Below are 11,916 nucleotides of genomic sequence, written 5' to 3'. Positions count from 1 at the left end.
CGGGCCCTACCCGCTGTTCGTGCTCGGCGTCGCCACCGTCGCGCTCGCCTTCGGTGTCTGGGGCCTGCACGCCTGGTGGGGCGGCCGCGCCGACCGCGCCGCGCTGGTCGAACGCCTCGCCGGCGACTTCGACGACGACGGCCCCCGGCGGCCCGCCTTCGCCGCGCTGGACCGCCGGGTGCGCCGCTACGCCTGGGGCCGCCGGCTGGCCGGACGGCTCGCCGCCACCGGCACCAACCTCACCCCCGGCCAGTTCACCGCCGCCGTGACCGGCGTCATCGCCGCCGCCTGGATCGTCGCCGCGACCCTGCTCGCGCCGTTCTTCGGCCCGATCGCCGCACTCCTGGCCGGCTGGGCCGGCTTCTCCTTCCTCGCCTGGCGCCGCCGGGTGCGCACCGAACGCTTCATCGCCCAACTCCCCGAACTCGCCCGGGTACTGGCCAACGCCACCCAGGCCGGCCTGGCGCTGCGCACCGCGGTCTCCATGGCAGCGGAGGAGCTGGAGGCGCCCGCCGGCGAGGAGTTGAAGCAGGTCGCCGACGCCATGGCGCTCGGCCACTCCGTCGAGGACGCCCTCGGCGAACTCCAGCAGCGCCTGCCCAGCCGCGAGTTGGTGGTCCTGGTGTCCACCCTCGTGCTGTCCAGCCGGGCCGGCGGTTCCGTCGTGGAGTCCCTGCGCAACCTCACCGTCACCCTGGAGGAGCGCAAGGAGACCCGCCGCGAGATCCGTACCCAGATGTCCCAGGTCACCGTCACCGCCTACGCGGTCCCGGTGATCGGCATCGGCTCGCTGCTGCTGCTCAACCGCATCATGCCCGGCTCGCTCAGCGCCATGACCGGCTCCGGCATCGGCCGGATCTGCGTCCTGGTCGCCCTGGCCCTGTACGTGGTCGGCTTCGCGCTCATCCGCCGGATGTCCCGGATCGACGTGTGAGGAACCTGCCACGATGACCCTGATCGGACTCGGCCTCGCCGTCCTGCTCGCCGCCGCCCTGACCGGCGTCGTCTACGGCGTCGGCCTGCTGCGCGCGGACACGAAACTCCCCGACGACCTCGCGCTCGCCCTCGAAGTCGGCCGCACCCGCACCACCCGCACCGGCAACGCCATCGACCGGGTCGGCATGCGCTGGGCGCCCATGGTGCTGCGGATGATGGGCCCCGCCCGGATCGCCAAGATGCGCGCCCGGATCGACCACGCCGGCCACCCGTACGGCCTCACCGTCGAGCGCTACGCCGCCCGCCGCGCCGTCTACGGCTTCCTCGGCGGCCTCGCCGCCCTGGCGCTGTTCAGTCGCGGCAACTGGTTCCTGGCGCTCCTCCTGCTCGGCTACGCCTGGTGGTGGGCCGACCTCGGCATCTGGCTCGCGATCCGCCGGCGCCGCGACGACATCGAGCGCACCCTGCCGGACTTCCTCGACGTGCTCGCGGTCGTGGTCAGCGCCGGGCTCGGCTTCCGCCAGGCCCTCGAACGCGTCAACTCCGTCTACCAGGGCCCCTGGTCCGACGAAGTCCGGGTCGCCCTGCGGCAGATGGACGTCGGGGTCAGCCGCCGCGACGCCTTCGACCAGCTGCGCAAGCGCAACCGCAGCGACCAGGTGGGGCAGTTCGTCACCGCGCTCCAGCAGGGCGAGGAACTCGGCGCCCCCATCGCGCGCACCCTGCTCCAGATCGCCACCGACATGCGCCGTACCGAGGCGCAGAACGCCCGCCGCCGCGCGGCCCGCATGGTCCCGCGCGCGACAGGCGTCATCACGATCCTGCTCGTCCCGGCCACCATGATCCTGCTCATCTCGGGCACGATCATCGGCTCCCAGATTCACTTCGGTGACCTCTTCGGGGGCGGGTGAGCCGTTGTTTTGCGTGAACGGGGTACGACACAGCGTGAGTTCGCGTCATGCTGGCTCAGAGGGCGCCGACGTGCCCGGTATGAGCAGCAGGACCAGCGAAAGGCGGTGCGCCGTGCCCCCCGAGCCCGACCGGCCGGAACCGGCCGCCGTGACCAGGAGCCAGGTGATCAGGAATGGGGCGAGCAATCGTGAACAGGTGGGTTCTCCAGCACTACACGGACGCCGAGGTCTGGCTCCGCACCCGCACGGACCGTCTGACCGCCCGCCTCGCCGCCCGCACGGCGACCCGCTCGGACCGCGGCCAGACGTCCTTCGAATACCTCGGGATCGCGGTGGTGATCGCGGTGATCATCGGGGTGCTGGCGGGGACGACGGATATCGGTACGAAGATCAAGAGCGCCATCGAGAAGGCCATCAACCGGATCTCCAACGGCGGCAAGTAGGGCTGCTTCGCGACGACCGCGGTCAGACGGTCGGCATCTACATCGTCGCCATCGCCGCGCTCTTCTTCCTGGCCTTCGCGTACTTCGCGGTCGGCCAGGCGGCGGTGACCCGCAACGGAGCGCAGACGGCGGCGGATTCGGCGGCACTGGCGGCGGCTCGCCAGAACCGCGACGACGTCCAGGTCGCGTTCCTCGCTGCCCTGAAAGGCGGCGACGTCACGGTGCTCGGCCGGCTGCTCGACAGCGCCGGCCTGGACGACCAGAGCGCGTGCGGAGCCGCTTCCGACTACGCCGACGCGAACCACGCGACCGTCAACGACTGCGTCCCGCTGTCCGGCAAACCGGGGTACACCATCACTGTGACCACCAAGGGCCCCATCGGCGATTCGGTGATCGACAGCACCAAGAGCACGCACGCGAAAGCAACCGCGACCGCCGTGGTCGAGCCTCGGTGCAGCCTCGGTTCCAAGGACGGGGACATCCTCAAGTTCAGCTGTGACAACGGTTCGCTCGCGATCAACCCCAAGGCGGACGACTTCACACTGGACCTGTCGGACTTCTACTCGGTCCGCCTGACCAAGTGACCACCGAACGAGCAGTGAGGGAACGGGGAACGATGGCATACGGGCGCAGGGCGACGACCGCAGTGGCTTGTGCGGTCGTCGCCGCCATCACGCTGGCGGGTTGCGGCGGGGGAGGCGGGGACAAGAAGGCGGACGACAAGCCCTCCGCCTCGGCGAGCGCCGCCAAGAACACCCCGGGCGCGGAGGGAAGTTCGCCGTCTGCGACTCCTACCCAGGTCCTTGCCCAGATCAAGGGCGAGCAGGACATCGAGGTCACCATCAACTCGGCGATCCGTGACTCGGACGGATTCGTCACAGTCCAGGGCGCAGTCACCAACAACGGCACGGACACCTTTGACGCCGACGCCTGGGTGGGGAACGAGACGGCGTTGGCCCCTTCCGGCGCCTCCGTCGCGGGAGCCGTACTCGTCGACGAGGCGGGCAAGAAGCGTTACTACGTCCTGCGGGACACCGAGGGCAAGTGCCTGTGCACGATGAAGCTGCTCGGAATCGAACCCAAGGAAACTCGCCCCTTCTTCGCCCAGTTCCCCTCCCCACCCGAATCCACCACCTCCGTCGAGTTCGAACTCCCCACCATGCCCCCCGCCAAGATCTCCATCTCCGAGGGGTGACCCGGCCGTGACCCGCACACCCCACCCCCGTCGGACCGTCGCCGCGGCCGGCGCCTCCGCCGCGGCCGCGCTGATCCTCGTGTGCGCCACCCCCGCCGGCGCGGACCCGAACCCGCCGCCGACCGCGGGCGACCCCACGCCCTCCGCCCCCGTGCAGATCGACCCGAAGTCACCGGACCTGAAACTCCCCGAGGGCGCCACGCTGGCCCCGCCGAAGGTCCTGGACATCGTCTCGGTGACCGACCAGGGCTCGGTGTCCGCGAGCCAGCCGGAGGAGCGGCAGGAGACGTCGAACACGACGGTGACGTACGCCCTGCAGGCCGAGGTGCTGTTCACGAAGGACAGCGCGAAGCTCTCGGCGACCGCGACGTCCCGTATCCAGGCGATCGCGGGTGACATCAACGCGCAGCACGTCACCTCACCCATCCGTGTCTTCGGGTTCACCGACAACCTGGGCAGCAGCGAGCACGGCGACGTGCTGTCGAAGCAGCGGGCCACCGCGGTCTACAACGTGCTGGCCGCGCAACTGGCGACGCTGGGCGACCCCGCGCACACCTTCCAGGTCCGCGGCTACGGCGAGCAGTACCCGATCGCCGACAACTCCAGCGAGAGCGGCCGTCGCGAGAACCGCCGGGTGGAGATCACCTTCACGCCACCCGCGTCGTCGTAGGGAGCACCGGCCCCGGGCGCGGTAGCGTGTGAGTCCCCCCCTCGGGCCGGTTCGCGCTCCCCCCTTGCGAACCGGCCCGTTCCCGTTTCCGCGTACCGGGAGTCCGACCCGCGACGCCGCCAAGGCCCGTCCTCAGTCCGGCACTTCCAGCGTGACGCCCTTCACGATGCCCCACCGGGCGAAGGCACCCGCCTCGGCCTCCAGCACGTGCCGGGCCCGCAGCCGGGGGCGGCCGACACGGCCGGGCGGCATGGTGCGGACCGCGAGGACGCGCAGCCGCCGGTCGAGGTAGGCCACGTCGATGGCGAACCGCATCCGGACGGTGTGGATGCTGGACGCGGGGGTGAGCAGCAACGCGCCGTCGAGCCCGTCGCGGCCCAACAGCCCCCGGGTACGGGCGCGGTAGGAGGCGGCGACCCGGAGCGCCACCTCGGTGCCCGGCGTGCGCAGCAGGCCCTCGCCGTCCTGCCAGCGTCGGCGCATGGTCCGTCTCCTCCCCGTCCGCCCGGCCCCTCCCGAACGGCGCGACCGCCCGTGTACGGTCGGCCCGGTGCATGTCTATCTGATCGTGGGCGCCGCCGTCTGGGGAATAGCGAGCGGGCTGCTCCTGCCGCGCGCCGCCTACCGGTTGGCGGTCCCCGCCGACGAGCCCTGGGCGGCGGCCTGCCCGTCCGGGCACCCGGTCGGCGGCTGGCTCGGCCCGGCCCGCTGCGGTCGGTGCCCCGAGGACCAGCGGCGCCACGGACCCGGCCACGGTGCCGCGCTGGGCTGCGCGCTGGTCTGCGCGGCACTCGCCTGGCGGGTGGGCGGGCACCCCGAACTCGCCGTCTGGCTGCTGCTGGTACCGGTCTGCGGGGTCCTCGCCCGGGTCGACCTCGCGGTCTTCCGGCTGCCGGACGTCCTGACCCTCCCCGCGCTCGGGCTCACCGCGCTCCTGCTCGGCGGCGCCGCCCTGCTGCCCTCCCACCACGGCTCCTGGACGCGTGCCCTGATCGCCGCGGTGGTGCTGGGGGTCCTCTACGCCGTGCTGTTCTTCGTCAACCCGGCCGGCATGGGCTTCGGCGACGTGAAACTAGCACCCACCCTCGGGCTGGTCCTGGGCTGGTACGGCTGGGGCGCCGTGATCACCGGCACGTTCGCCGGGTTCCTGCTCGGGGCGGTGGTCGGGCTCGTCCTCATCGCCACCCGGCGGGCCACCCGCAAGACCGCGATGCCCTTCGGCCCCTTCATGCTCGCCGGCGCCCTGACCGCACTGCTCCTGGTGCCCTGACCCGTCAGCCCGCGGCCGTCAGAGGCTCCCGTCAGCCCCTGCCCTCAGCGCCCCCGCCGTCAGAGCCCCCCGCCCTCAGCGCCCCGCCCTCAGCGCCCCCCGCGCCCGGGTGCCCCTGAACCGGCGGAACAGGGGCACCCGGGGTCCGGCTACGCGTCGCTGCTGACGCTCCAGAGGTTCACGCCCTCCGGCTCCACGGCGTGCCGGTCGATCTCCGCCAGCTCCTCCGCGGTCAGCGGCGCCGCCCCGACCGCGGCGACGTTCGCCTCCAGCTGCCCGACGGACGACGCCCCGATCAGCGCCGAGGTCACCCGCGGGTCGCGCAGCACCCAGGACAGCGCGAGCTGCGCCAGGGACTGGCCGCGGGCGGCGGCGACGTCGTTGAGGGCGCGCAGCCGCGCGATCGTCTCGTCGTTGACCAGCGCGGGGTTGAGCGACTTGCCCTGCGCGGCCCGGGAGTCGGCCGGGATGCCGCCGAGGTAGCGGTCGGTGAGCAGGCCCTGGGCCAGCGGCACGAACCCGATGCAGCCCATGCCCTCCTCGTCGAGGACGTCCAGCAGCCCGTCGTCCTCGATCCAGCGGTTGATCATGGAGTACGACGGCTGGTGGATCAGCGCCGGCACGCCCAGCTCACGCAGGATGCGCGCCGCCTCGCGGGTCCGGTCCGGCCCGTAGGAGGAGATGCCGACGTACAGCGCCTTGCCCTGCTGGACCGCGGTGGCCAGGGCGCCCATCGTCTCTTCGAGCGGGGTGTCCGGGTCGAAGCGGTGGGAGTAGAAGATGTCGACGTAGTCCAGGCCCATCCGGGACAGCGACTGGTCGAGCGAGGCGAGCAGGTACTTGCGGGAGCCCCACTCGCCGTAGGGGCCCGGCCACATGTCGTAGCCGGCCTTGGAGGAGATGACCAGCTCGTCGCGGTAGGGGCGGAAGTCCTGCGCGAAGAGGGTGCCGAAGTTGGCCTCGGCGGCGCCGTACGGCGGGCCGTAGTTGTTGGCCAGGTCGAAGTGGGTGATCCCGAGGTCGAAGGCGCGGCGCAGGATGGCCCGCTGCGAGTCCAGGGTGCGGTCGTCGCCGAAGTTGTGCCACAGGCCGAGCGAGACGGCCGGGAGCTTGAGGCCGCTGCGTCCGGTGCGGCGGTACTCCATCGAGTCGTAGCGCTCGTCGGAGGCGCGGTAGAGGTTTCGGATGTTCACGTCCTCTGCTTATCACGCGCGGTTGAAGGATCTACTACGCGATACCGCCCGCCCGCGCGGTCGCGCCGCCGCTCACGGCCCCGCCGCGCCACCGTCCGGCGCCCGTATCCGGCCCCGTCCGCGACCTGCGGCTGCTCGACCCGGTTCGTCCGTACGGCTGTTCGCGCAGTAGTGTGGCCGCTCGGGCGACGAGCACATGAGGGGCTGGTACGCGATGAATCTGCGCGACCTGGTGTACGGGTTGTACTCCCGCCGGGTGGAACGCCGGATCGACGTGTCGCAGACCCCCAAGCACATCGGCGTGATCCTGGACGGCAACCGGCGCTGGGCCAAGGCGTCCGGCGGCAGCCCCGAGCAGGGCCACCGGGCCGGCGCGGACAAGATCGCCGAGATGCTGGGCTGGTGCGAGGAGACCGGGGTCGAGGTGGTCACCCTGTGGCTGCTGTCCACCGACAACCTGGACCGGCCGGCCGACCAGCTGGTGCCGCTGCTGGGCATCATCGAGGACGCCGTCACCGAACTGGCCGCCGCGGGCCGCTGGCGGGTGCACCACGTGGGCACGATGGACCTGCTGCCCGCGCGCACCCAGAGCGTGCTGAAGGAGGCCGAGCAGGCCACCGACGGCCAGGAGGGCATCCTGGTCAACGTGGCGGTCGGCTACGGCGGCCGGCAGGAGATCGCCGACGCGGTCCGCTCGCTGCTGCACGAGCACGCCGGGCGCGGCACCTCCATCGAGGACCTGGCCGAGATCCTCGACGTCGAGCACATCGCCGAGCACCTCTACACCCGCGGCCAGCCCGACCCCGACCTGGTGATCCGCACCTCGGGCGAGCAGCGGCTGTCCGGCTTCATGCTGTGGCAGAGCGCGCATTCGGAGTACTACTTCTGCGAGGTCTTCTGGCCCGCCTTCCGCAAGGTGGACTTCCTGCGGGCGCTGCGTGACTACGCGGCCCGGCATCGCCGCTACGGAGCGTGATCGCCTCCACCGGAGGGGTGAGCGTTGCGTGGCGAGGCGGTGACCGTCGGGTGACTGTCGTATGCATCCGCATGCGAGCGGCTGATGCAGGGCATATCACTGGCAGACCGGCATCCGGACCTTGGCTGCCGGACCGCAAGACTCACCTCTCCCGAGGGGGTTCGTCCACACGTGGTGACCAGCAAGAATCGCCGTGATCACGACCGGCGCACATATGTACTCGACACCAGCGTGCTGCTCGCCGACCCCAACGCCTTCACCCGTTTCGACGAGCACGAGGTCGTGCTGCCGGTCGTCGTGGTGACGGAGTTGGAGGCCAAGCGCCACCACCCCGAACTCGGCTACTTCGCCCGCCAGGCGTTGCGCACGCTCGACGAGTTCCGGATCAGGTACGGCAGGCTCGACGCGCCGATTCCGATCGGCGACATCGGTGGCACGCTCAGGGTCGAGCTCAACCATTCGGACCCCGGGGTGCTGCCCGCGGGTTTCCGGCTGGGTGACAACGACTCGCGCATCCTCGCCGTCGCCCGCAACCTCCAGGCCGAGGGGTACGACGTCACCGTCGTCTCCAAGGACCTGCCGCTGCGGGTGAAGGCGTCCTCGGTCGGCCTGCTCGCCGAGGAGTACCGCGCGGAGCTCGCCATCACCTCCGGCTGGACCGGGATGGAGGAGCTGCAGATCGGCGCCGAGGACGTGGACGCCCTCTTCGCTCAGGAGGTCATCGATCTGCCCGACGTGGCGGATCTGCCGGTGCACACCGGGCTGGTGCTGCAATCAGAGCGCGGCAAGGCGCTGGGCCGGGTCACCGAGGACGGCCGGGTGCGCCTGGTGCGCGGCGACCGGGAGGCGTTCGGCATCCACGGCCGCAGCGCCGAGCAGCGGATCGCGCTGGATCTGCTGCTGGACCCGGAGGTCGGCATCGTGTCGATGGGCGGGCGGGCCGGCACCGGCAAGTCCGCGCTGGCGCTGTGCGCGGGCCTGGAGGCGGTCCTGGAGCGCCGCCAGCACCGCAAGGTGATGGTCTTCCGCCCGCTGTACGCGGTCGGCGGGCAGGAGTTGGGCTATCTGCCGGGCAGCGAGGCGGAGAAGATGAGCCCGTGGGCCCAGGCCGTCTTCGACACCCTCGCGGCGGTGACGTCGAAGGAGGTCATCGAGGAGGTGGTGGCGCGCGGCATGCTCGAAGTGCTGCCGCTCACCCACATCCGGGGCCGCTCGCTGCACGACGCGTTCGTGATCGTCGACGAGGCCCAGTCGCTGGAACGGAACGTCCTGCTGACCGTGTTGTCCCGGATCGGGGCCGGCTCGCGGGTGGTGCTCACCCATGACGTGGCCCAGCGCGACAACCTCCGGGTCGGGCGGTACGACGGAGTCGTGGCGGTGGTGGAGAAACTGAAGGGGCATCCGCTCTTCGCCCACGTGACGCTCAGCCGCTCCGAGCGGTCGCCGATCGCGGCACTCGTCACCGAGATGCTGGAGGAGACCGGCGGCTGAGCAATGGCCGTATCTGTCCGATAATCAGGCGAGTTGAGGCTGCTGCGTCCGGGAAACCGGGCGCAGCAGCTTAGCGTTCGGGGGGTGTGCGTGCAGGGATTTACCTCCGTCCGTAGCATGTGAAGTTTGCCACTCAACCGGAAATTGCCGCACGGCGTCGGAGTACGGCAGGGTGTGAGGCTGTCAGGCCCCGCTCATGGCACTCCCGTACCCCTCGGGGCGCGGGAACGCGTCACCCACAAGTCCACATCGACGCCATGAGCCGCCCGAGCATCACGCGGACCCCGCAAGGGACTTCGCACCGGGCCAGTACCCCCGTGACCGCCCGGCCCGTACGGCGGACCGGCCCAGGGGGACCGCGCCAGGGGCACGATTCCGTCCGTGCGGTCACCAAGCGGGCGATTCCGGAAGGAAACCGTGTGAGCCGGATCTCGGTCCGGGGACTCGCGGTGGCGTCAGCCACTGCGGTCACCACAGTGGGCGCCGTGGTAGGCGTCGCGTCGGGCGCAGACCAGGGCAGCGGCACAGCCGACCAGCCCGTCGAAGCCGCGGGCACGACCACCCTCCTCGCAGACATCCCCGCCGGCCAGCAGGTGCAGCAGGCGTCGTTGACGGAGCAGGTACAAGCTCAGTCGGACGCCGCAGACGCCTCGGCCCGGCAGTCCGCGGAGCAGGCAGCCCGCGTCCAGGCCGCGAAGGACGCCGCCAGCAAGAAGAAGGCGGACGACGCAGCGGCGGCCAAGGCGGCCAAGATCAAGGCGGAGTCCGGCAAGGGCGACTCGAGCGCGACCTTCTCGGTACAGGCCTCGTACACCACCGCACAGGTGCAGGCCATGGCGCAGCAGATCGTCGGCAGCGGCCAGTACATGTGCTTCTCCAACATCGTGACGCACGAGAGCGGCTGGGACTACACCGCTCAGAACGCGTCCAGTGGTGCCTACGGTCTGGTACAGGCCCTGCCCGGCTCCAAGATGGCCTCGGCGGGCGCCGATTGGCGGACCAACCCGGCCACGCAGATAAAGTGGGGCCTGAACTACATGAACAGCCGCTACGGCAGCCCTTGTGACGCCTGGCAGTTCTGGCAGGTCAACCACTACTACTAGAATCCGGCGCCGGACCGGCAGCCGCGTCGCGCCACCGATCGGGCCACTACCGTGGCCGGGTCAACCCTGATCCCGGGTAACGTCGTCTTGCACAGCAGTGCCACAGAGGGCCGACGGGTCAGGGGGAGAACAGCGATGCCGGACAAACGCCACTGGAGCGCCACGCTCGCGTCCGGTCTGGCGAATCTCGCCGGGCGACTGGACGAACGACACGCCACTGTTTCCGCGCGCGACGCGGAGCACCGGGGGGCCGCGACCACCGCGGCCCCCTCTGCCGTGCCCGCCCAGCCGGAGCCGGCCCGGCCCGAGGCCGGCGTCGCGCAGCCGCCGGACCCGGCGGCGGCCGGCGCCGCCGACCCGGCGTCAGTTCCCGCGCAGGCGGCGGCATCCGACCCGCCCGCGCCGCCGCGCACCGCGCCGGTGCCGAACCCGGTCGCGGTGGTGCCGTGGAGCATGCGGGTCGCCGCCGAGATCGGCTGGCGGCTGCTGGTCCTGGCCGGCACCGTGTGGGTGCTGATGCGGGTGATAGGCGCGGTCCGGCTGCTGGTGCTGGCGTTCGTCGCCGCGCTGCTGATCACCGCGCTGCTCCAGCCGTTCGTGGCCCGCCTGAAGCGGATGGGGGTACCGCGCGGGCTCGCCACCGCCATGGTCTTCATCGGCGGCTTCGTGGTGATGGGCCTGGTCGGCTGGTTCGTGGTGTGGCAGGTGATGGACAACATCGACAGCCTGTCCACCAGCCTCCAGGACGGTATCGACCAGGGGAAGAAGTGGCTGCTCAACAGCCCCTTCCACGTCACCGACGACCAGATCAACCAGGTCGCCAACAACCTCAGCAACGCGATCGGGCACAACACCAAGCAGCTCACCGACGCGGGCCTGCAAGGCGTCACCGTCATCGTGGAGTTCCTGACCGGCGTGCTGCTGGCGATGTTCAGCACCCTGTTCCTGCTCTACGACGGGCCGAACATCTGGAACTGGGTGCTGCGGCTGTTCCCGCGGGACGCCCGGGCCGGACTGGCCGAAGCCGGCCCGCGCGCCTGGCGCACCCTGACGCTGTACGTGCGCGGCACCGTGATCGTGGCGATGATCGACGCGATCTGCATCGGCATCGGCATCTTCTTCCTCGGCGTGCCGATGGCGGTGCCGCTGGCGGTCGTCATCTTCGTGTCGTCGTTCGTGCCGCTGGTCGGCGCGGTCGCCTCGGGCGCGGTGGCGGTGGTCGTCTCGCTGGTCACCCAGGGGCCGTTCACCGCGCTGCTGGTGCTGCTCGTGGTGCTCGCGGTGCAGCAGATCGAAGGGCATGTGCTCCAGCCGTTCATCCTCGGCCGCGCGGTGCGGGTCCACCCGCTGGCCGTGGTGCTGTCGGTGGCGGCCGGGTCGATGATCGCCGGGATCGGCGGGGCGATCAGCGCGGTGCCGCTGGTCGCGGTGAGCAACACGGTCGTCGGCGTGCTCAGGGCGCGGGCGAAGTCGGGTTCCGAGGGCGAGACCGGGACCGGGACGTCCCCGGCTGCACCCGCGCCGGACGCCGAGCCCGCCCAGGAGGCGGCGGACCCGTCCTCGGCCCCTGGCCCCGACGCGGACCCCGCCCCGGAGACGGCTGCGGAGGGGCGCGCGACGGCGGATACCGACACCGACACGGACACCGGCACCGACGAGGACGAGCTCGACGCGCGTGAACTGGCGGACGACGGCGTGAAATAGGGGCGCGCGGGAGGGAATTCCGAC

General features: G+C 71.4%; 13 protein-coding genes. 11 read left to right on the top strand and 2 right to left on the bottom strand.

The features are described 5' to 3' along the window. The first annotated feature begins 13 nt into the window (after positions 1-13). From OG896_RS13680 to OG896_RS13655, 6 genes are all read left to right on the top strand, one after another. Positions 14-934, top strand: a complete 921-nt coding sequence (locus OG896_RS13680; protein ID WP_329373975.1) for a type II secretion system F family protein — start codon at positions 14-16, stop codon at positions 932-934. Between the two features lie 22 nt (positions 935-956). Further along, complete coding sequence (locus OG896_RS13675) at positions 957-1,847, top strand: DUF5936 domain-containing protein (RefSeq protein ID WP_329373973.1); 891 nt, start codon at positions 957-959, stop codon at positions 1,845-1,847. A gap of 188 nt (positions 1,848-2,035) precedes the next feature. Further along, complete coding sequence (locus OG896_RS13670) at positions 2,036-2,290, top strand: hypothetical protein (protein WP_329373971.1); 255 nt, start codon at positions 2,036-2,038, stop codon at positions 2,288-2,290. 2 nt (positions 2,291-2,292) lie between these two features. After that, the gene (locus OG896_RS13665) at positions 2,293-2,874 is read left to right on the top strand and encodes a pilus assembly protein TadG-related protein (RefSeq protein ID WP_329373969.1); all 582 of its coding nucleotides are present in this window, start codon (positions 2,293-2,295) and stop codon (positions 2,872-2,874) included. Between the two features lie 32 nt (positions 2,875-2,906). Then, positions 2,907-3,485, top strand: a complete 579-nt coding sequence (locus OG896_RS13660; RefSeq protein ID WP_329365403.1) for a hypothetical protein — start codon at positions 2,907-2,909, stop codon at positions 3,483-3,485. A 7-nt stretch (positions 3,486-3,492) separates the two neighbouring features. Continuing rightward, positions 3,493-4,155, top strand: a complete 663-nt coding sequence (locus OG896_RS13655; protein ID WP_402447513.1) for an OmpA family protein — start codon at positions 3,493-3,495, stop codon at positions 4,153-4,155. A gap of 132 nt (positions 4,156-4,287) precedes the next feature. Here OG896_RS13655 and OG896_RS13650 read toward each other — a convergent pair whose 3' ends face one another. Further along, entirely contained in the window at positions 4,288-4,638 is a 351-nt protein-coding gene (locus OG896_RS13650) for a DUF192 domain-containing protein (protein ID WP_329365401.1), read from the bottom strand. 67 nt (positions 4,639-4,705) lie between these two features. Here OG896_RS13650 and OG896_RS13645 point away from each other — a divergent pair, with 67 nt between their 5' ends. Beyond that, positions 4,706-5,425 (top strand): prepilin peptidase, encoded by a 720-nt coding sequence (locus tag OG896_RS13645; RefSeq protein ID WP_329365399.1) that lies wholly within the window; start codon positions 4,706-4,708, stop codon positions 5,423-5,425. A 149-nt stretch (positions 5,426-5,574) separates the two neighbouring features. Here OG896_RS13645 and mgrA read toward each other — a convergent pair whose 3' ends face one another. After that, positions 5,575-6,618, bottom strand: coding sequence for an L-glyceraldehyde 3-phosphate reductase (gene mgrA, locus OG896_RS13640; RefSeq protein WP_329365398.1), 1,044 nt, complete (start codon positions 6,616-6,618; stop codon positions 5,575-5,577). Positions 6,619-6,832: 214 nt separating this feature from the next. Between mgrA and OG896_RS13635 the strand changes: the two genes are divergently transcribed. The 4 genes from OG896_RS13635 (at position 6,833) to OG896_RS13620 (ending at position 11,892) form a co-directional block, all read left to right on the top strand. After that, positions 6,833-7,594 carry an isoprenyl transferase gene (locus tag OG896_RS13635; protein WP_328468587.1) on the top strand — a complete coding sequence of 254 codons (762 nt, stop codon included), beginning with the start codon at positions 6,833-6,835 and terminating at the stop codon, positions 7,592-7,594. Between the two features lie 171 nt (positions 7,595-7,765). Next, the gene (locus tag OG896_RS13630; protein ID WP_328468589.1) at positions 7,766-9,085 is read left to right on the top strand and encodes a PhoH family protein; all 1,320 of its coding nucleotides are present in this window, start codon (positions 7,766-7,768) and stop codon (positions 9,083-9,085) included. A 419-nt stretch (positions 9,086-9,504) separates the two neighbouring features. Then, complete coding sequence (locus tag OG896_RS13625; RefSeq protein WP_329365396.1) at positions 9,505-10,188, top strand: transglycosylase SLT domain-containing protein; 684 nt, start codon at positions 9,505-9,507, stop codon at positions 10,186-10,188. 135 nt (positions 10,189-10,323) lie between these two features. Further along, positions 10,324-11,892, top strand: coding sequence for an AI-2E family transporter (locus OG896_RS13620; protein WP_329365394.1), 1,569 nt, complete (start codon positions 10,324-10,326; stop codon positions 11,890-11,892). Positions 11,893-11,916 lie beyond the last annotated feature (24 nt).

The organism is Streptomyces sp. NBC_00669 (genome assembly GCF_036226785.1).
Classification (GTDB): domain Bacteria; phylum Actinomycetota; class Actinomycetes; order Streptomycetales; family Streptomycetaceae; genus Actinacidiphila.
Note: the sequence above shows the minus strand (reverse complement) of the source record. Positions and strands in the feature narration are given on the sequence as shown.

Bases quoted from the DNA above. Each gene is read 5' to 3' on its own strand.
- OG896_RS13620 (WP_329365394.1), top strand. From the start codon at position 10,324: ATGCCGGACAAACGCCACTGGAGCGCCACGCTCGCGTCCGGTCTGGCG.
- OG896_RS13660 (WP_329365403.1), top strand. From the start codon at position 2,907: ATGGCATACGGGCGCAGGGCGACGACCGCAGTGGCTTGTGCGGTCGTC.
- OG896_RS13650 (WP_329365401.1), bottom strand. From the start codon at position 4,638: ATGCGCCGACGCTGGCAGGACGGCGAGGGCCTGCTGCGCACGCCGGGC.
- OG896_RS13635 (WP_328468587.1), top strand. From the start codon at position 6,833: ATGAATCTGCGCGACCTGGTGTACGGGTTGTACTCCCGCCGGGTGGAA.